Here is a 20,529-nt window from a genome sequence, read left to right on the forward strand (position 1 = left end):
GAGGGATAATATATGAATATTTTGAAAAAAGTAAATAAAAAAACAACAATTATTATCTCTCTAATAGTTGTTGCTGTAGCATTGGTTGGAATATCTATTGCTTATTTAAGTGATTCTGCTGGGACATTAGTAAATACATTTGATGCGGCAAGTATTCACACTGATATCGAAGAAGAAGTTGATGGTTCTTTAAAGAAGGATGTTAAAGTTGCAAATAATGATAAAACTGATGCATTAGTAAGAGTAAGATTAAGTATTTCTAATGAGGAATTATTTAATCAATACTTTGGATTGAAAGATCTTGGTAATAATCCTTGGGAATTGAAAGGTGAATATTACTATTATACAGAAGTATTAAAGAGTAAGACAAAGACTCAATCATTATTTACACGTCTTCTATATAAAGATGGAAATGAATATAAAGATTTTCCATTTGTAGAAGATAGTGAAGGAAATTATGTTCTAGATTCTAGTGCAACTGATAGAATGAAAGAAGCATTACAGATTTTAAATAGTGTAGAAATTACGGTATATCAAGAATCTGTTCCGGTTAAATTCTCTTATAAAGATAATGGTCAAACCATTCAATTAAATGCTGACCAAAATGGAAATGGTTTAATTGATACTGATGAAGAAAAAGCAGATGCTGAAAAAATCTGGAATTATTTTGAAAGTCAAAAATAGAGGTTCATTTGAACCTCTTTTTTAAAGAAAAGGGGACCTAATATATGATGAAAAAAGTATGCAATATTTTAAGTGGAATAGTTTTTATTATTTTATTAGCTTTAGCGATATTAATGTTTGTTCCAAATTTTATTGGGTATAAAGGATTTGCTGTTATTAGTGGAAGTATGGAACCAAAGATACCAGTTGGATCAATTGTTTATGCTAAAGAAGCAGCATTTTCTGATTTGGAAGTGGGAGATGTAATTAGTTATAAAATTAATAATGATACAATGGTTACACATAGAATTTATTCGATTGATGAGAAAAAACAAACAGTTGTGACAAAAGGTGATGCCAATGAAAAAGTTGATACTGCTGAAGTAAAAAGTAACCAAATTGTTGGGAAGGTAGCAATGAGTATACCATTAATTGGTTATATTACAATTTATGCTAAAACCCCTATAGGAATTATTGCAATTTGTGCCATTGCTGCTATTCTTATTTTATTAAACTTCTTACCTGATATTTTTGAAAAGGAAAATAAGAAAGAGGAAGAAACAAAGTAAATAATAAACTCAAATGTTTTGTTAAAATACTTGAAAGTTTTTAACAAAACATTTTATTTGTGACCAAGATGTTACTATTGTTATATATAATGGAATCATAAAAGATAGAGAAAATCTTGAAAGGGAGGAAATAATATGAATAAAAAGAAATTAGGAGTCACTTTAGGAAGTTTAGCATTAGTAGGAGCAATTGGATTTGGCGCTACTTTAGCATATTTATCTGATACAGCTGGTACATTAACTAACACATTTGTTGTTGGTGATAACATTAGTATTGAATTAGATGAAGCTAAATATAACGAAACTGGTAGAACAAATGAAGGAAATGAATATACTGATATTTTACCAGGTGTAGCATTTGAAAAAGATCCAACAGTTACTGTTAATACTCCAACAACTGAGTCATATGTATTTATGGCTATGAGAGAAAGTGAACAAGTAAAACCAACTGATTTTAATAAAGATTGGGTTTTTGTTGATGAAGTAGGTAGTGTTAAAGTTTATAGATATAATAAACCTGTAAATAACGAAATGTTAAATGGTGAAGAAGATATTGATAAAGATCGTAAGGGTATTCAATTACCAGCTTTGTTTAATCATGCTAAATTAGATGAAAATTATGATTTAGACAATGAAACTATTATTGAAGATATTTTAGTAAGAGCTGCTGCTATTCAAACAGGTGGTTTAACTGAAGATCAAGCATATGCTCAAGTAAAAAATTTCTTAGTTTCATTTGCTAGATAATTAAATAAATTAAAAAAAGGTGAGGACAAAATATGAAAAAGAAAAAAATAACTACATTAGTGGCTAGTTTAGCCTTAGTTGGTGCTGTTGCATTTGGTGCTACTTTAGCATATTTCACTGATAGTGATAATGCTACTAACACAATTACTATGGGACATGTTGATATTGATTTAACAGAACCTAATTATCCAGGTGGAGAAGAAGGCGGAAAAATTGAAAATGTTGTTCCAAATCAAAACATTGTAAAAGATCCAACTATTACATTAGTAGATGGTTCTGAAGATGCATATGTTAGAGCTAAAATTGAATATAAATTCGATGGTCAAGATATGCCAGAAGAAATGGTTAAAGAATTAGAAGCTAATATTGATGTTTTATCTAATTGGGTAAAAGGTGAAGATGGATATTTATATTTCCAATATAAATTAACTTCTGAAAATAACAGCGTAAAATTATTTACTCATGTTGTTATTCCTGAAAAATGGGGAAATGAAGTAGCTAACAAAGCTATTGAAATTAAAGTAAGTGCTGAAGCAATTCAAGCAAATAGTTTTGAACCAACAAGAAATGAATTAAATGAAATTGTTGCTTGGTCATATGAAGATGGTACAGCAATTACTCCAGAAACATATAAAGCACAATAAATGTAAATTTAAAAGTCAATCATTTTGATTGGCTTTTTTGTATGAAAAGATATCGAATTTATTTGAATGTTGTGATATCATATGAGTAATCTTTATATTAGGGAGAAATTGATGATGAATAATAAAGGAATTGCAAAACTGTTAAATTTGATTGGTATAGGTTTATTGGTAATGATTATAGTAATTTTATTACCACTAACATTACCTAGGGTGTTTGGGTATGATATATATGGCATCTTAAGTAATAGTATGGAGCCAAGTATCAGTACTGGTAGTGTTATTTATGTAGAAAAAGTAGATGCATCTCAAATCAAAGTTAATGATATTATTACTTTTAAAATGGATAGTCAATCAGATGTTGTTGCAACACATAGAGTTGTAAAAATAAATGATGATCAATCTTTTGTAACGAAAGGGGATCATAATAAAACAGAAGATGCTATGCCAGTTAATCAGAAAAGATTGATTGGAAGAAGTGTCATGAGTATTCCGTTTCTTGGTTATATTTCACAATATTTATTTTCTGATTATGGAATTGCACTTATTATTGTGATGTTCTCATTAACTATCCTTTGCTGGATTGGAGCTGATTATTTTAAAAATAAGAACATATAGCATTAAAATGCTAGATGTTTTTTTGTGTAAAATATTTACACAAATACTAAAATTTATATTCAGAATTTCCTAAATTCACTTTTTACAATAACGTTTGTACCAGATAGGGTGATATGATATAATAATTTTGTGAATTATTAAACGAATTTATATAAAAAGATGCTTGTATTTTAGATAAAAAAGAATACAATAGTAGTGCCTTATTTATTTTTGTGAAAGAGGGATAATATATGGAAAATGACACGATTTATGTAACGATGTTTAAAATGTTTACAGTTCGTTTTGGGGATATTATGATTAATGGTGATGATATGAAGTCAGATAGGCTATTAAGACTTTTTGCTTATTTGTTATATAATCATGAAAGAATTATTCCTTCTAGTGAATTGGTTGATATGTTATGGTGTTTTGAGGAAGTTGATAATCCAATTGGAGCTTTAAAGAATTTGGTTTATCGTTTAATAGTTTTATTGAAAAAGACTTTTAGTATTAGTGATTTAATTACAACTGGTAAGGGATCATATTCTATTAATAAAGATTATCATATTGAGGTTGATGCTTTGAATTTTGAAAAAGAGTGTCAAAAGGAAATGAATACGATTGAGGAATATGAAGAATTTAGTTGTTTATATACAGGTAAATATTTAGTTGAGGTTGAAGATGATCATAATGTGATTACGAAACGTACTTATTATGATTCTGTTTATATTGAACGTATTATGGAGTATGCAAATTTACTTGAAGAACAAGGTGAGTATGCAAAGATGGAACATGTTGTGAAACGTGCTCTTGAAATTAATCAGTTAGAAGAAGAATTGTATGAATTGTTGATTAGATCGTTATATTATCAAAAACAGTATAAGCAGGCAGCTGAAATGTATCGTAAAACTACAGAGTTGCTTTATAAGTCTTTGGGGGTTAAACCTTCTGAGAGTATGCAGGATTTGTTTGAGTTAATTAAAAAGCAAAGTCATAGTGAGGATGCAGATATTATTGAGATTCAAAAGGATTTGGCTGCTGAAACTCCTGAGGGAGCGTTTTTATGCGAATATGGAACGTTTAGAGAAATCTATAATATGCATTCACGTTTGATGGGAAGACTTGGTATATGTGCTCATATGTGTCTTGTGAGTGTTGTGAATAGAAAACCTAAGGATGATGAAGCTGATCAGAAATATGTTGAGAAGATCATGGAAAAAATGCAATCTGCGATGTTGAGTGGTTTACGTATTGGTGATGTTTTATCACGTTTGAGTGTGAATCAATTTATTGTTTTACTTCCTAGCTGTAATTATGAAAATTCGAGTATGGTTATGAATAGGGTTTTAAGAAAAATTAGATATTCTTTAAATCATACCCGCTTTGATTTAGAAGTGACCATTGAAGAAGTTGAAACTAAGGGGTAAACTATGGATAAGTATATAAGAAGTATGTCATTTAATATGATTCATTTATGTATTGATGATTATGAAAATTATAAAATCAAAGGCAGAGCCTATAACAATACTCGTCAAGAAGTTATATGCTTTAATGATATTGATGATATCTTTATTCAGTTTGATCGTATTTTTGATGATAATGGTCAACCCCAAGCATCTCAATCATCAAGAAGCTTTACTCATCCAAAACCACTTGGAAGATATCAGTTTAGACCCGAGACTTATAATGATTATGATGAATTTTTAAATGAGGTTGGGAAAAAGGCCACTTTAGATTTGGTTATTAAATCAAGAAAAAGATCAACATGGCAAGGAATTATTATTTATAATGGTCAAGAAATTGCATTTGATAGCATTTTAGAAATGTTGAATTATGTCATTTCTTTCATTGAGAGTTAATTGTTATAAAAAATATATAAATGTGACTGTTGTGTGACATTAATCATGTATTATATGGCTGGTAGGTGGTTATAGATGAAACAGATGAGTCATAAAAATAACAATTTTATAATTAACATTAAAGAAACACAAAATGATACTTGGCAAGGAAGTATACAGTGGATTGAAGGTAAAAAAGAAGAAAACTTTAGAAGTGCCTTAGAAATGATTAAACTCATTGATTCTGCTTTAAATGACCAAGACCCATATCATAAAGAATAAAAAAACAATGATTGTATAGTAACATTCATTGTTTTTTTATTGCCTAATTTATTTACTAAATATTTATTAATGTATTAGTAAATAAATTGAATATATTTAGTAAAAAATATTTGACAATCAATCGCATTGTGATAGAATAAAGATAGAAAAGATAGGAGGAAAATTATGAATCATGAAATTAATAGACTTATTCATTTTGGGTTTAATCATAAAATGTTAAAAGTTGAAGATGAAGATTATGCAGTGAATTTATTATTGGATTTGTTTCATTTGGATACATTTGAAAAAGAAGATATTGAGGAAGATTTAAAAGAGTGTACACCTATTCTAGATAATATGCTAGATTATGCAGTTAAAGAAAATCTTATTGAAGATAACATAACAGCTAAAGACCTTTTTGATACACGTATTATGAATTGTTTAATGCCTCGTCCTAGTGAAGTTGTTGAAACATTTAATGATTTATATCAAAAGGATTGTCAAAAGGCTACAGATTACTTCTATGATCTTTCTATAGCATCTAATTATATTCGTAAAAGTAGAACTGATAAAAATATTCGTTTTAAAAAATATTATCAATATGGAGAAATAGAAATCACAATTAATCTTTCTAAACCAGAAAAAGATCCAAAAGAAATTGCTAAAGCAAAATTAATCAAATCAAGTGGTTATCCAAAATGTTTACTATGTAAAGAAAACGTTGGATTCAGTGGGGATTTAAATCGTGCAGCAAGACAAACCCATCGTATTATTCCACTTGATTTAGATGAACAACGTTATTATTTACAATATTCTCCTTATGTTTATTATAATGAACATTGTATTGTCTTTAATGAAGAACATCGTCCAATGGTTATTAATCATGATACCTTTACTCATTTACTTTCTTTTTTGGATATGTTCCCACATTATATGTTAGGTTCTAATGCTGATTTACCAATTGTTGGTGGTTCTATCTTAACTCATGATCATTTCCAAGGGGGGCGTTATACTTTTCCAATTGAAGGAGCTAAAATATTAAAAACAAACTATTTAAATAAATATCCAGACTTAAAAATAGAAGTTATCAAATGGCCTTTATCAACAATTAGAGTTACTTCTTCAAATAAAGCAGAAATTATTCAATTTGCTGATGACTTATTAGCAAAATGGAAAAATTATTCAGATAAAGCATTAAATATCCTATCACATACAGATGATATCCCACATAATACAATAACTCCAATTGCTAGAATGAAAAATAACGAATATCAAATGGACCTTGTTTTAAGAAACAATCGTACAAGTGAAGAATATCCAGATGGTATCTTCCATCCACATCAAAATTTACATCATATTAAAAAAGAAAATATTGGTTTAATTGAAGTTATGGGATTAGCTGTTTTACCAGCTCGTTTAAAAGATGAATTATCTTTATTACGTGATTGTTTAATTCAAGAAAAGAAAATTGAAGATTATGATGTTTTATTGAAACATCAATTATGGTATGAAGAATTAAAAGCAGAAAATGAAATTACAAATGAAAATGTTGATGATATCTTATCGTTAGCACTAACAAAGAAATTTGTTAATGTATTAGAGGATGCAGGAGTCTTTAAAATGAATGATGAGGGTATTGATAGTTTTATTCATTTTGTTGAATCTATGGAGGAATAAGGGATGATTAAAGTTATTGAAAGAGTTGATGATCATATTGATTTGATTTCAATGAAAAATGATCAATTAGAAGTTGTTGTTTCTAATTTTGGTTGTACAATTATCAAAGTATTAATGAAAGATAAAGATGGAAATGTTGATGATGTTGTTTTGGGATATGATAATTTTAAACAATATCAAACATTGGATGCTTATTTAGGTGCCTTAGTTGGAAGAATTGCTAATCGTATAGGTAAAGGTGAATTTACTTTAAATGGGGTTGACTATCATTTAGCTATTAATAATGGACCTAATCATTTACATGGTGGAATAAAAGGCTTTAGTTATCAAATCTTTGATTATGAAATCAAAGATGAAAAGACAATAGAATTTCATTATCTATCTAAAGATGGTGAAGAAGGTTATCCAGGTAACTTAGATTTTAAAGCTATCTATCAGTTAGATGGAGATACTTTAAAAGTAAGATATCTCGCAACTTGTGATCAAGATACTATTATTAATATTACTAACCATTCTTACTTTAATTTATCAGGTAAAAAAGAAAATATTTATAATCATCTTTTAACTGTAAAAGCTGATTGTTTTGCTTGTATTGACCAAGATGGTTTACCAACTGGTATGATGCGTGAAGTCAAAGATACACCATTTGATTTTAATGAAGCAGGATATATTGGAAATCATATCGTTCAAGAAGATGAACAATTAACTCTAGGAAAAGGTTTTGATCATCCATTTATTTTTACTGCAAAAGAAAATCAAGTGATTTTACAACATCCAGCAACTGGAAGATGTTTAACTGTTTCAACAACATTACCAGGAGCTCAAATATATACAGCAAACTATTTAGATGGTCGTTTAGGTAAATATGGACAACATTATTATGAAAGAGATGCTGTGTGTATAGAAACACAAAACTTACCTGATGCGATTCATATTGAAAAAAATCCATCAACAATTTTAAGGAAAGGTGAAACATATGATGAGATGACATCATATCGATTTGAGGTAAAGAAATAATGAAAAAAGCAAGTTTAGTTATTAAAGAAATTCAAGATAATCAATATAATGCACTTTTAAAAGAAGTCTATGTTGATGAAAGTTTAGTAGAAAATCAAAAACAAAGATATGTCAAAGCGATTGAAAAGTTCATATCTTTATATGGTGATCAAGATATTGAAATCTATAGTACGCCAGGAAGAAGTGAAGTTTGTGGAAATCATACAGATCATCAACATGGTGAAGTTTTAGCAGCCGCAATTAATCTAGATATAATTGGGATTGTTGCTAAGGATGATAAAGCAGTAAAAATCTTATCAGATGATTATGATATTCAAGCAATTGAAATAAATGATTTAACAAAAAGAGATGAAGAAATTGAAACATCAGAAGGTCTAATAAGAGGTGTTTTAGCAAGATACCAAGAATTAGGATTTAAGATTGGTGGTTTTAATGCTTATATGACAAGTGAAGTTTTACAAGGCTCTGGTTTATCTTCATCAGCGGCTTTTGAAGTCATGGTAGGAACTGTTTTATCTGGTTTATATAATGAAATGTCTATTGATCCAGTGACAATTGCTCAAGTTGGACAATATAGTGAAAATGTTTATTTTGGTAAACCTTGTGGATTAATGGATCAATGTGCTTGTTCAGTTGGAAGTTTAATTCATATTGATTTTAAAGATAATGATCATCCAGTAGTTAATAAGATTGATGTTGATTTTCCTGAATTTAAACATAGTTTATGTATTGTTGATGTGCATGCATCACATGCTGATTTAACTAATGATTATGCATCCATTCCTTATGAAATGAAACAAGTTGCAAAATTCTTTGGTAAAGAATTTTTAAGAGATGTCAGTGAACAAGATTTCTATGCTCAATTACCAGAAGTTAGAAAAGCAACAAATGACCGTGCTGTTTTAAGAACAATTCATCTTTTTGAAGAAAATAAAAGGGTTGAAAAAGCTGTTAGTGCTTTATATAATGGTGATTTTGATGCATTTAAGAAAGTTATAAAAGCATCAGGAGAAAGTTCATTTAAATATTTACAAAATATCTATTCAAATAATTATACTGATCAACAAGCAGTTTCTATTGCTTTGGCTCTATCAGAAGAAATTTTAGGCTCACAAGGAGTATGTAGAGTTCATGGTGGAGGATTTGCTGGAACGATTCAGGCTTTTGTGAAGGATGAATTTGTAGAAAATTATAAAGCTGAAATTGAAAAATATTTTGGCATTGGTTCTTGTCATATTCTAAAAGTGAGAAAGTATGGCGGAATGAAGGTTTTATAGAACTCCTAAGGGAGTTCTTTTTTAATTATTTAGGAAAAGTAGGACAATTGATTTGAACTATGTTATGATAATGTTGTGATAACAGTTTATTGGGATAAAGAGGGTGAAAACATTGAAATGGAATATTGTAGCAGAATATATTTCATTGGTTATTTTGGCAATTATTTGGGTCTATGCAAGAAAGGGAAGTCATTTACCAACTTTGAAAAATAGAACCTTTCAAGGATGTCTGGTGATGAGTTTTTGTGCAATTCTTTCAAATATTTTATCAACAACAATGATTTATCATTATCAACAAATTCCATGTTTTTTAACATGGATTGTGACAAGTATTTATTTTATATTAACTCCATTAATGGGATTGTCGTATTTTTTATATACTGTTTCAGTCATTTATCATGATAATAAGGAATTAAGAAAAGTGATGATTATAGCTTTTGTTCCAGCAGTTTTTTATGTTGTCTTAGTTATGATCAATCCTTGGAATCATTATTTGTTTAGTATAACTTCATTAGGATATACGCGAGGAATAGGAATTTCTAGCACATATATTATTTTTTATGCTTATTGCATAGCAAGTATTATTGTGACCTTAAAAAATATGAAACATATGGATAAAACAATTCATCGTATTCTTTCCACTTTTCCTATTTTAGCAGTTGTTGTTATTATTATTCAACAAATCTATCCAAATGTAATTTTATCAGGTTCTGCAGCAACTTGTGCTTTATTAATTATATATTTACATTTACAAAACAAACAAATTTCTTTAGACTATCTAACTTCCTTACCCAATCGTCAAGAATTATTAAGTATGTTAGATATTATGTTACGTCGAAATCCAGAACAAGATTTTGTTTTAATGGTTATTTCTTTACGTAATTTCCGACAAATCAATAATACTTATGGACAACCTATAGGAGATGCATTTTTAAAAGAAGTGAGTAGTTTTTTGAATCATATTGGTCCTAAACAAAATGTATATCGTTTTAATGGTGATGAATTTGCTTTATTGTTTACACATGTTAATGAAGCTGAAATGAAAAAATGTGTAGAAGTCATTCAAAAACGAATGAAACATTCTTGGAAAGTCAATGATTATCGTATTTATTTATCGCATGTGATTGGAGCTGTTCGTCATTTGGATCATTTACAAACAATTGAACAAATCATTAATGCGATTGAATATGCAATAAATCGTGCAAAAGTAAACCAAGAGGAAGAAATCTGTTATTGTGATCAAAAGATGTTAGGACAATTAGAAAGAAAGAATCAGATTATTCAAATACTTAAAGAAAAATTAGAAGATGAAAGTTTTGAAATGTATTATCAACCTATTTATGATTTAAAGACACAACAATTTATTCATTTAGAATCTTTGATGCGTTTAAACCATACACCACTTGGAAGTTTGTCACCAGCTGAATTTATTCCAATTGCTGAAGAAACAGGTTTGATTATTGAAATCACATATGTCATCATAAAAAAAGTATGTCAATTTATAAATGATCTACAAAAATTAGGTATAGAACATAAACTGATTCATATTAACTTTTCTGCTATTCAATTCTCACAACCTGATTTAAGTGAAAAAGTCTTACAGATTATTAATCAATATCATATTCCTTTATCTTCAATTGAAATAGAATTTACAGAAAGCACACTAGCAAAAAGCAGTCAAGTTGTTAATGAATTTGCTTTAGAAATGATGAAACATGGCATTTATTTGGGATTAGATGATTTTGGTACAGGTTATTCTAATTTAACGACAGTGATTAATATTCCTTTTAAGACTGTTAAATTGGATAAGAGTCTTGTTTATGCTGCAATGGAAAGTCATCAATCATCACTTGCAATTCAACATATTTCATCAGCTTTTCAGGAATTAGGGATGAATATTATTGCTGAAGGGATTGAAACAGTTGAACAAAAGGATATGATGGAAAAGTTTCAAATTAATCAAATTCAAGGTTATTATTATGCCAAACCTATGAGTGATAAAGATGTAGAAAAATTTTTGTTGTCATATCAAAAGAATAATCCCATTTAAAGACTATACTTTTTTTAAAAAATTTAGTACAATACTTTTATAGGAGGGGATATTATGTATTGTCATCAATGTGGAAAAGAAATTAATGATGAGGTGAAGTTTTGTCCGTATTGTGGAGCGCCTATAGATTTAGGACAAACACAAACAGACCAGGGATATCAGCCACTTCAAGATAATCCTTATAATCAACCATATAATCAAAGCTATAACAATTCTAATGTTAAAGCAGATGATGCACCTAGTGCTGGTTTTGCTGTTTTATCATTCTTTATTCCAATCGTTGGATTAATTTTATATATTGTATGGAAAAATGAATATCCAGCTAAAGCTAAATCTTGTTTAAAAGGTTTAATTGTTGGGGTTGTTTTGTATGTTATATCACTTTGCTGTATGTTTGCAGCAATTGGTAGTATAGCCACTGATTCTGAAGAAGATCTTGAGTTTAATGGTTATTATAATGCGGTTGTAGAAACAATACCTTATGAATCAATTGATTAAGTTTATTATTGAACGATTGAGTCATTTTGGAGAAATACCACTATGTAATGGAATTGCTTCAAGAGCACCACATATTGGTGGATTTTGTTTTCCATTATGTTATCGTTGTACTTTTATTTTGATATTCTTTGCAATTTGTATGGTGATTTTTTATCGTCGACAAGTTCGCATGCCTTATATGCTGATTGTTATATGTATGATTCCTATGATTGTTGATGGGAGCCTACAAACATTTTTTGCTGTGATAAGTACTAATTTGAAAAGAGCAATCACTGGAGGACTTTTTGGAATTGGTTTAGCTGCTTGGATGACTCGTTTATTTTTATATTTGGATGAAGATATAACATCTAAAATGAGGTCGGAGAAAAGTGGATAGACCTTTTCTTTTTAGCTGGGAATATCTTATGATAGTAAAAAATTATCAGTTATTATCATGATAAAAAAGACTAGGACTTTTATAAAATATAGTGTATAATGTCATTCGGAGGCGAAAGACATGTATAAGCAATTAGAGCCATATGGAAAATTGGTTGATTTTTTAGGTGAAGCTTTAGGTGATAATGTTGAAATTGCCTTGCATGATTTAACTTCTCAAGAACAAGAGATTGTAGCTATTGCTAATAGTCATATTTCTGGTAGAGAAGTAGGGGCAAAGCTTTCTAATTTATCAATCCATTATTTAGAAACCAAACAATATAAAGATCATGATTATGTAATGAACTATAAAACAACCGGACCAGATGGGAAGTTATTACGTTCAGCAACTTATTTTATCAAAGAAGATGGTAGAGAATTACCAATTGGAATGTTATGTGTTAATGTTAATATTTCTGATTATGAATATTTAGAGACAACGCTTAAGAAAATATTAGGGATTAAAGAAAGTAAAGATGTTGAGTTTAAATTAGATAATCCAATTGAGATTTTATCTTCACCATTGGATGAAATGATTGATTTATATATTAAGGAATGTTTAGAACAAATGGGATTTCCTAGCTATTTCTTAGTAGAAAGATTGAATGTTGAAGAAAAAATAAAGGTTGTTAAGTATTTACAGGAAAAAGGAACTTTTAAAGTTAAGGGAGCAATTGTTTTGGTTGCTGAAAAATTAGCTGTCAGTGAACCAACAATTTATCGATATTTAAAGAAAATGTAGAAAGGGTAAGATGTTATGAAAGATATTGTATTTGTAAGTGGGCATAAGAATCCTGATAGTGATTCTATTTGTAGTGCAATCGCATACGCTGATTTCTTGTTTAAAATTGGTCGTTATAATGCAGTACCAGTAAGATTAGGGGAAATTAATAAGGAAACTGAATATATTTTAAAGAGATTTCATTTAGAAATCCCTGTCTTATTAAAAACTGTGAAACAAAAAGTAGAAGATTTAGATTATGATAAAGTTACTGTTTTTTCTAAAGAATTGACTTTAAAAACAGCATGGTCTTTAATGAAACAACAAAATTTAAAGAGTGCACCAGTTTCTGATGATCATAATCAATTGTTAGGGCTACTATCAACTTCTAATATTATTGAAGGATATATGGATGAATGGGATAGTCAAATCCTAAAAGCAGCAAATACACCAATTGAAAATGTTATTGATACATTGGATGCAAGTATTTTATACTTAGATAAACAATTAAAAACAATTAAGGGAGAAGTACATATTGCAGCTATGACTGGTGAAGAAGCCATGAAACGTGTCAATGAAAATGATGTTGTAATTGTTGGTGGTGATCGTGATGAAGCGGTTGAACATTTGATTAAAGCAAAAGTTTCTTTAATTATTTTAACTGGATCACTTGCGATTTCTAAAAAATTATTAGATAAGTGTGAAGCTGAACATATTAGTGTGATTTCAACACCATTTAATACATTTATGGCATCACAACAAATTATTCAAGCTATTCCAGTTGAATATGTTATGCAAAAAGGCGGTTTAATGACTTTTTCAACTGATGATACAGTTGATTATGTTAAAGAAGTCATGAGTGAAACACGTTTTAGAAGTTATCCTGTTTTAGATTTTATGGGACGTGTTGTTGGTTCTATTTCACGTTTCCAAGTCTTAAATGGTATGAAGAAGAAAGTTGTACAAGTTGACCATAATGAAAGAAGCCAAGCTATTGATGGTATTGAAGAAGCTGAAATTTTAGAGATTGTAGACCATCATAGAGTTGCTGATATTCAAACAATTGGACCTGTTTTATTTAGATCAGAACCAGTTGGATGTACAGCAACAATTGTTGCAAAATGTTATAAGGAACATGGATTGGAGATTCCTTCTGATATGGCGGGTATTATGTTAGGGGCTATTATTAGTGATACTTTGTTGTTTAAGTCTCCTACATGTACGCCTACAGATACAAAGATTGCTAGAGAGTTAGCTCAAATTGCTGGTGTAGATATTCAAGAATTTGGAATGGAAATGTTCAAAGCAGGAACTTCATTAGCTGGTAAAACAGTTGAAGAAATCTTTAATCAAGATTACAAGAAGTTTACTTTTGGAGATTTATCAGCTGGTGTCGCACAAGTCAATACAATGGATATTGAAGGATTTGCGCCTTATAAAGCTGAAATGTTAGCTTATATGGATCAAGTTGCTAGAGAAAACCACATGGAATTTACAATGTTATTGTTGACTGATGTTATCAATGCAACAAGTGAAGTTTTTGTGGCTGGACCTCGTCCTGATTATGTAGCAAATGCCTTTAAGGTAGAACTTGTTGATCAGCAAGCAAGTTTACCAGGGGTTATTTCTCGTAAGAAACAAGTTGTTCCAGTTATTACGGAAGCTTTAACTCAATAATTAAAAAATAGGTTATACTGTATTATGGTATAACCTATTTGTCTTTTTATAAGAAAATATCATGCTTAAATAAGATGATGTTTTTTTAAACAATGATAAATCCCATCGTCATCTATATCATTAGTGGTTTCATCAGCTGCATCTTTGACTTCCTGAGAAGCATTTCCCATGGCAACAGCAATTTTAACCAATTCAAACATATCAATATCATTATGCCCATCACCAAAAGCCATTGTTTCATCAATGGAAATATTATAATAGTCTAAGACTTTTAAAATTCCATTTTGCTTTCCACCTTGTGAAGGAATAACATCAATTGCTAAATCATGCCAGCGTGTTTTTTTACAATGAGGCATAGCTTCTAAAATTTTTGCCTCATCATCTTGGGTGATATCATAAGGAATAACTTGATAGATGGGATTATCATAGCCACGTTTTAAATCATTGATATCAGGTAATGGTGTAGAAATTGCATCTTGAACAATTTGAACAGCTTGATTGTGATAATTGATATACATTAATTCTTTTTCTACAAAGATACAAGGAAAAGAATCATTTTCAATCAATTGAATAATGTTGTGAATATCTTGTTGATCGATTGGTAAATCATAAATCACTTCATTCTTGTTATAACAATATTGTCCATTTAATGTAATATAGCCATCAAATTCTAAATTATCTAAAGGAAGATCCTTCATTTCAGATATATGACGTCCTGTCGCAATAAAGGTATAAATCCCTCTTTCTCTCAAACGTTTTAAAGCGATTTGAGTGGATTGAGGTATTGTGCGTGTACGATGTGATAGTAATGTCCCATCAATATCAAAAAAGATTGCTTTAATCATTTGAGATACCTCCAAAATCATAGTATAATCATTATAGCATAAAGTGAGGGGAAGGACATGAAAAATTTAGCTCATAGAGGCTATAGTGTAAAATATCCAGAAAATACAATGGAGGCTTTTATTAAGGCCTATGAAAAAGGTTTTGATGGGGTAGAAACGGATGTTCATTTAACCAAGGATGGAGTCTTGGTTTTAATTCATGATGAGAAAATTAATCGAACCAGTACGGGGAAAGGCTATGTAAAGGATTTAACAATTCAAGAGTTAAGACAATATAATTATTGTTATAAGAGTTATGGGCATTATGATATTCCAACTTTAGAAGAATTGTTGAGGTTTATTCAGGATAAGGATTTTATAGTGAATATTGAATTAAAGACAGATGTTATTCATTATCAGGATATTGAAGAAAAAGTTTATCAGTTGGTAAAAAGATTAAAAGTTGAAGATAAAGTCTATTATTCATCTTTCTATTTACCATCACTTTTAAAAATGCGAGAAATTGATCCTCATGTTTATGTTGGATATTTAATGGAATTTCACTATAAAAAGAAATATCAAGAGCTCATTGAACATGATTTAAAAGCCTTTCATCCACGATATAATTTTCTAACCCAAGAACATATCAAAACATTAAAAAATCAAAATATTTTTATTGCGACATGGACAGTTCCAAATTTAAAAGAATATCAACGTTTAATTGATTTGGGAGTGGACATAATAATATCAAACGAATATTTTAAGTGAGGTACAAAGATGAAAACAACTGGCATGGTGAGAAGAATTGATGAATTAGGAAGAATTGTTATTCCTAAAGAAATAAGAAAACAATTAATGATGAAAGAAGGAGAAAGCATTGCTTTTTCTTTGGAAGATGAAAAAATTATTTTAACCAAGTTTTCAATGGTGCATAAAATAAGCAATAGTACACAAATGTTATTGGAAGGTCTCTATAACAAATATCATAATACTTTTATGATTTGTGATAAAGAAAGCATTGTGATTTGTTCAGCTGATGGATTAGCTAAATATCAAAGAAAACGCCTTCCTAAAGATTTGGTATTATTGATTGAAAATCAAGAAAAACAAATTGAAGTGATGATGGATTTCTTTGGTCAAGAAGAAAAAGTGACAATCTATCCACTTTCACAAGAAGCTGAAAGTGTTGGGGCTTTATTGATGTTGACAAGACAAACCCCATATTATACAATGGATGAAACTTTATTAGAATTTATAAAGGACGTTATTGAACAGGAGATAGAATCATGCGTTTAGATAAGTTTTTAAAGGTTTCAAGAATTATTAAAAGAAGAACGTTATCCAAAGAAATTAGTGAATCTTCACGTGTAAAAGTAAATGGTAAAATTGCTAAACCATCAACAAAATTAAAGATTGGTGATGTGATTGAAGTGGAATTTGGTCGTAGTATTTTAACAGTCAAAGTCAAAGAATTACGTGAACATGTTTTAAAAGATGATAGTTCAATGTTATATGAAATTCTTGAAGAAAAGAGGAAAGAAGAAGTTTATAGTGATTAGACTTCTTTTCTTTTTGCATATTTTTATTGTTTCTATCATAGGATAGCTTAGGAGGTAAAAATATGGATAATAGTTTACATTTTGAACAAACACCTTATCATCATATATGCTTAAAAGATCGTAAGACACTTGAGTTAACAGGAGTGAAAAAGATTGAAAGCTTTGATTCTTATGAGTTTTTGATTGAGACTTCTTTAGGTTATTTAAATATTACGGGGAGTGATTTGACTTTAGTGCGTTTAGATCAAGACCAAAATGAAGTGAGTATTAAAGGAAATATTGATAGTATGAGTTATGTTTCTGATAAGAAAAAACCACATCAAAAAGATAAAATGTTTAATAAATTATTGAAATAATGACTTTATTAGTTCAGTTTCAGTGTTTATTTTATTCTTTTTTATTTGGTTTTGTGATGAGTGGTGTTTATCATATCATGAATCGCTTTTTATATGTTGTTCCTGCTTTTATTCGTTATTTGTTTCAGGTTATTATTGGATGTTTTTTTGGGATTCTTTATTTTTATGGATTAGTAATACTTAATGATGGAATCTTAAGATTATATTTCTTTGTTTTGGTATTTATTGGATATTTATTTTATCAAAAGTATTATGCTTTTTCACTTTTATATTATTTAGAGAAATTTGTTTTGCTTTTGAAACGAATTATCGCACCTTTTCGCTTCTTTTTTCGTTATATTAATGTTATAATACAAAAAAGAGTAAAGAAGGTGAAATTAAAATGGCGAAGAAAAAAGAACCAAGATATAAAAAATTCTTAGGACTCATTTATTTAGTGATTTCTGCTGTTTTAATTTACACTTTATGTGTGAATGCTTATCGTGTAGTTGGAAGAAAGCAAGAATTAGCACGTTTAGAAGAAAGAAAAGTGGGACTTGAAAAGGAAAAGAAATCGTTATCTGAAGAAGTGAAACTTTTAAATGATGATGATTATGCTGCTCGATATGCCAGAGATCAATATATTTTTCCTAAAGATGGAGAAGAAGTTGTAAAATTGCCTGACACTAAGAAATAAGCTAACGCTTATTTTTTTGTGTTGTATAAGGAGGGACAGTATGAATGTATCGTTTCGTATGCGTATAGAAGAATTAAAAAGAGATCGTAAGATTACGGTTTATTTACCAGAGGATTACTATCATAGTGATAAACGTTATCCTGTTTTGTATATTCAAGATGGACAAAATGCGTTCTTTGATCGTCCATCTTATAGTGGTGTCAGTTGGGGTTTTTTGGAATATGTGCAATTGATGCATCTAGATATAATCATGGTAGCAATACCATGTAATTTTAATGATTTTAAACGTATGGATGAATATGGACCTTGGCCAATTAGTGAAGAATTATCTTTTCAGGAGACTGGAATGAAGGGAAAAATCATTGGTGGTGAAGGAGATAAATATGTAAAATGGATGATTCATGAATTAAAGCCTTACATTGATAGACGTTTTCGTACAATGAAAGATGATACTGGCATTGTTGGAAGTTCAATGGGTGGTGTAATTAGTGCTTATGCAGCTTTGGCTTATCCTGAGGTTTTTCGTAAGTGTGCGGCTTTATCAACGGCTTATTGGTTTTATTTAGATGAGTTTGAAGAAGTTATTGATAGTCATGAGTATCCACCGGAAAATCGCTTTTATTTTGATTTGGGTGAATTTGAAGGCTGTGGAAGTGAGTTAATGGATGAATGGTATATTGAAAGTAATAATATGATTTATAGTTTATTAAAAGACAAAATGGAAAATTTAGCGTATCATTATTTTGAAGGGGCTAAGCACAATGAAAGTGAATGGCGTCAACGTGTACCATTATTTATGGAATTTTTATATGAGGGGTGAAGAAAATGTATAAGATGATATTATCAGATTTAGATGAAACTTTATTGGTGAATCACCATGTTCCTAAAGTAAATCAAGAAGCTATTTTCAAAGCAAAAGAGAAAGGGGTTAAATTTGTTCCGGCAACAGGTCGTGCCTTTAACATGATTGGGGAAATCTTGCAGGAAATTGATAACTACCAAAAAGAAGATGAATATTCAATTTGTTTTAATGGTGGTTTGATTGTTGAAAATAAAGATGCGAAGATTCTTTCTTTTCAAGGATTACCTTTTGATTTAGCTAAAGAAATGTTTGAAATGGGTAAGAATTTTGATGTATGTGTGATGATTTTTACTTTGGATTGTTGTTATATTTTTAATGCTGATCCTGATGAAGTTGAAAGAAAGACGGTTCAAAAGGCCCGTTTTGAAGTTATTGATGAATACAATATGGACTTCTTAAAGGATGATCATATTGCAAAATTGTTATATGAAAAAAGAGATATGGATTATTTAAAGGGAATTGAAAAACAAATTCAATCACATGTTGAAGGAAGATTGGCTGTAAGTTATTCTTCATACCGTTATTTAGAATTTAATCCTATTGGAGTCAGCAAAGGGGCGGCTTTAAAGTGGTTAGCTGATTATTTACATATGGATATTCAAGAAACAATTGCGATTGGAGATAATTATAATGATACATCAATGATCAAAGCTGCAGGACTTGGCGTATGTGTCTCAAGTGCAACAGAAGATATTCAGGCAATGTCTAATTATGTAACGAAGGCTGATTATGATCAAGGGGCAGTTGCTGAGGTTATTGAGAAATTTGTTGAAGGAGGGCAGATGGATGGCTTATAAGATTATTGCGAGTGATATGGATGAAACGCTTTTAAATGATCAGCATGCAATTTGTCAAAGAAATATTGATTTGATTTTAAAAGCTAAGGAAAAAGGTGTGAAATTTGTTCCTGCGACAGGGCGTGGATTTATGTCCATTCAACATGATTTAAAGACTTTAGGGCTTTATGATGAGGCTCAAGAGTATGTGATTTCTTTTAATGGTGGGGCTTTAACTGAGAATAAGAATAATCAATTGATTTATTTTGAAGGATTGTCTTTTGAAAAAACAAAAGAAATTTTTGAATATGGGTTACAATGTGATGTTTGTCAACATGTTTATACAAAAGATACAGTCTATGTTTTTAATTTATCCAAGTCTGAAGCACAAAGAATTAAAGATCAAAAAGTTGAATGTGTGATTATGGAAGAAAATTCGATTGATTTTTTAAAGGATGAACCAATTTCTAAGATTTTGTATCAAAATACTGATGTTCCTTATTTAATGAGTTTAGAACCAAAAATGAAACATATTTGGGAAGGTGAATGTGCTGTAAGTTATTCATCTAATCGTTATATGGAGTTTAATAAGATTGGTGTTGATAAAGGAGCTGGACTTAAACATTTGGCTCAAATATTAGGTGTGGATATTTCTGAATGTATTGCTGTGGGGGATAATTATAATGATTTACCTATGTTAGAGGTTGCAGGATTGTCAGTAGCTGCACAAAATGCTGTTGATGATGTAAAAAAAGTTTGTGATATAACAACTCAAGCAGATAATAATGAAGGTGTCATTGCTGAGATTATTGAAAGGTTTATTTTATAG

At 29.5% G+C, this 20,529-nt stretch carries 26 protein-coding genes; 25 read left to right on the forward strand and 1 reads right to left on the reverse strand.

From position 1 onward, the window contains the following. Positions 1-12 precede the first annotated feature (12 nt). The 16 genes from EDD60_RS06770 (at position 13) to EDD60_RS06845 (ending at position 14,647) form a co-directional block, all read left to right on the forward strand. The gene (locus EDD60_RS06770; RefSeq protein ID WP_066448313.1) at positions 13-684 is read left to right on the forward strand and encodes a hypothetical protein; all 672 of its coding nucleotides are present in this window, start codon (positions 13-15) and stop codon (positions 682-684) included. 44 nt (positions 685-728) lie between these two features. After that, positions 729-1,232 carry a signal peptidase I gene (locus EDD60_RS06775; protein ID WP_066448311.1) on the forward strand — a complete coding sequence of 168 codons (504 nt, stop codon included), beginning with the start codon at positions 729-731 and terminating at the stop codon, positions 1,230-1,232. Between the two features lie 135 nt (positions 1,233-1,367). Next, entirely contained in the window at positions 1,368-1,979 is a 612-nt protein-coding gene (locus EDD60_RS06780; RefSeq protein ID WP_066448309.1) for a SipW-dependent-type signal peptide-containing protein, read from the forward strand. Positions 1,980-2,011: 32 nt separating this feature from the next. Further along, positions 2,012-2,623 (forward strand): SipW-dependent-type signal peptide-containing protein, encoded by a 612-nt coding sequence (locus EDD60_RS06785; RefSeq protein WP_066448306.1) that lies wholly within the window; start codon positions 2,012-2,014, stop codon positions 2,621-2,623. A gap of 114 nt (positions 2,624-2,737) precedes the next feature. Continuing rightward, a complete protein-coding gene (locus EDD60_RS06790; protein WP_165973135.1) occupies positions 2,738-3,238 on the forward strand; it encodes a signal peptidase I in 501 nt (166 codons plus the stop codon). A 230-nt stretch (positions 3,239-3,468) separates the two neighbouring features. After that, on the forward strand, positions 3,469-4,644 hold the full coding sequence (locus EDD60_RS06795; protein ID WP_066448303.1) for an AfsR/SARP family transcriptional regulator: 1,176 nt from the start codon (positions 3,469-3,471) through the stop codon (positions 4,642-4,644). 3 nt (positions 4,645-4,647) lie between these two features. Next, complete coding sequence (locus EDD60_RS06800; protein WP_066448299.1) at positions 4,648-5,076, forward strand: hypothetical protein; 429 nt, start codon at positions 4,648-4,650, stop codon at positions 5,074-5,076. A gap of 75 nt (positions 5,077-5,151) precedes the next feature. Continuing rightward, the gene (locus EDD60_RS06805) at positions 5,152-5,337 is read left to right on the forward strand and encodes a hypothetical protein (RefSeq protein ID WP_066448296.1); all 186 of its coding nucleotides are present in this window, start codon (positions 5,152-5,154) and stop codon (positions 5,335-5,337) included. A 165-nt stretch (positions 5,338-5,502) separates the two neighbouring features. Then, positions 5,503-6,993, forward strand: coding sequence for a UDP-glucose--hexose-1-phosphate uridylyltransferase (locus EDD60_RS06810; protein WP_066448292.1), 1,491 nt, complete (start codon positions 5,503-5,505; stop codon positions 6,991-6,993). A gap of 3 nt (positions 6,994-6,996) precedes the next feature. After that, positions 6,997-8,010, forward strand: coding sequence for an aldose epimerase family protein (locus tag EDD60_RS06815; RefSeq protein WP_066448285.1), 1,014 nt, complete (start codon positions 6,997-6,999; stop codon positions 8,008-8,010). Continuing rightward, a complete protein-coding gene (locus tag EDD60_RS06820; protein ID WP_066448274.1) occupies positions 8,010-9,287 on the forward strand; it encodes a galactokinase in 1,278 nt (425 codons plus the stop codon). Before EDD60_RS06815 ends, EDD60_RS06820 begins: the two co-directional genes overlap by 1 nt. 112 nt (positions 9,288-9,399) lie before the next feature. Then, positions 9,400-11,337: a GGDEF and EAL domain-containing protein gene (locus EDD60_RS06825; RefSeq protein WP_066448271.1), complete on the forward strand. Its 1,938-nt coding sequence runs from the start codon at positions 9,400-9,402 to the stop codon at positions 11,335-11,337. A 54-nt stretch (positions 11,338-11,391) separates the two neighbouring features. Continuing rightward, a complete protein-coding gene (locus tag EDD60_RS06830; RefSeq protein WP_066448268.1) occupies positions 11,392-11,835 on the forward strand; it encodes a zinc ribbon domain-containing protein in 444 nt (147 codons plus the stop codon). Next, a complete protein-coding gene (locus tag EDD60_RS06835; protein WP_066448265.1) occupies positions 11,819-12,211 on the forward strand; it encodes a DUF2085 domain-containing protein in 393 nt (130 codons plus the stop codon). The genes EDD60_RS06830 and EDD60_RS06835 overlap by 17 nt, the downstream gene beginning before the upstream one ends. A gap of 120 nt (positions 12,212-12,331) precedes the next feature. Then, positions 12,332-12,991 carry a helix-turn-helix transcriptional regulator gene (locus tag EDD60_RS06840; RefSeq protein ID WP_066448262.1) on the forward strand — a complete coding sequence of 220 codons (660 nt, stop codon included), beginning with the start codon at positions 12,332-12,334 and terminating at the stop codon, positions 12,989-12,991. A 15-nt stretch (positions 12,992-13,006) separates the two neighbouring features. Beyond that, the gene (locus tag EDD60_RS06845) at positions 13,007-14,647 is read left to right on the forward strand and encodes a putative manganese-dependent inorganic diphosphatase (RefSeq protein WP_066448256.1); all 1,641 of its coding nucleotides are present in this window, start codon (positions 13,007-13,009) and stop codon (positions 14,645-14,647) included. Positions 14,648-14,712: 65 nt separating this feature from the next. On the opposite strand, the gene EDD60_RS06850 is transcribed toward EDD60_RS06845, so the two are convergent. Then, entirely contained in the window at positions 14,713-15,492 is a 780-nt protein-coding gene (locus EDD60_RS06850; RefSeq protein ID WP_066448254.1) for a Cof-type HAD-IIB family hydrolase, read from the reverse strand. Positions 15,493-15,549: 57 nt separating this feature from the next. Here EDD60_RS06850 and EDD60_RS06855 point away from each other — a divergent pair, with 57 nt between their 5' ends. The 9 genes from EDD60_RS06855 (at position 15,550) to EDD60_RS06895 (ending at position 20,529) form a co-directional block, all read left to right on the forward strand. Then, complete coding sequence (locus EDD60_RS06855; RefSeq protein WP_066448251.1) at positions 15,550-16,239, forward strand: glycerophosphodiester phosphodiesterase; 690 nt, start codon at positions 15,550-15,552, stop codon at positions 16,237-16,239. Positions 16,240-16,248: 9 nt separating this feature from the next. Then, on the forward strand, positions 16,249-16,767 hold the full coding sequence (locus EDD60_RS06860) for an AbrB/MazE/SpoVT family DNA-binding domain-containing protein (RefSeq protein ID WP_066448249.1): 519 nt from the start codon (positions 16,249-16,251) through the stop codon (positions 16,765-16,767). Continuing rightward, on the forward strand, positions 16,758-17,030 hold the full coding sequence (locus tag EDD60_RS06865; RefSeq protein WP_066448246.1) for an RNA-binding S4 domain-containing protein: 273 nt from the start codon (positions 16,758-16,760) through the stop codon (positions 17,028-17,030). Before EDD60_RS06860 ends, EDD60_RS06865 begins: the two co-directional genes overlap by 10 nt. 62 nt (positions 17,031-17,092) lie before the next feature. Beyond that, a complete protein-coding gene (gene yabP, locus EDD60_RS06870) occupies positions 17,093-17,386 on the forward strand; it encodes a sporulation protein YabP (RefSeq protein ID WP_066448245.1) in 294 nt (97 codons plus the stop codon). After that, on the forward strand, positions 17,386-17,808 hold the full coding sequence (gene yabQ, locus EDD60_RS06875) for a spore cortex biosynthesis protein YabQ (RefSeq protein WP_066448242.1): 423 nt from the start codon (positions 17,386-17,388) through the stop codon (positions 17,806-17,808). The genes yabP and yabQ overlap by 1 nt, the downstream gene beginning before the upstream one ends. After that, a complete protein-coding gene (locus tag EDD60_RS06880; protein ID WP_066448240.1) occupies positions 17,769-18,062 on the forward strand; it encodes an FtsB family cell division protein in 294 nt (97 codons plus the stop codon). The genes yabQ and EDD60_RS06880 overlap by 40 nt, the downstream gene beginning before the upstream one ends. Positions 18,063-18,102: 40 nt before the next feature. Continuing rightward, positions 18,103-18,882, forward strand: a complete 780-nt coding sequence (locus tag EDD60_RS06885) for an alpha/beta hydrolase (RefSeq protein WP_066448237.1) — start codon at positions 18,103-18,105, stop codon at positions 18,880-18,882. A gap of 5 nt (positions 18,883-18,887) precedes the next feature. Beyond that, entirely contained in the window at positions 18,888-19,721 is an 834-nt protein-coding gene (locus EDD60_RS06890) for a Cof-type HAD-IIB family hydrolase (RefSeq protein WP_066448236.1), read from the forward strand. After that, entirely contained in the window at positions 19,711-20,529 is an 819-nt protein-coding gene (locus tag EDD60_RS06895) for a Cof-type HAD-IIB family hydrolase (RefSeq protein WP_066448233.1), read from the forward strand. Before EDD60_RS06890 ends, EDD60_RS06895 begins: the two co-directional genes overlap by 11 nt.

Origin of the sequence: Longibaculum muris, from assembly GCF_004343035.1 — a bacterium.
GTDB classification, from domain to species: Bacteria; Bacillota_I; Bacilli_A; order Erysipelotrichales; family Coprobacillaceae; genus Longibaculum; species Longibaculum muris.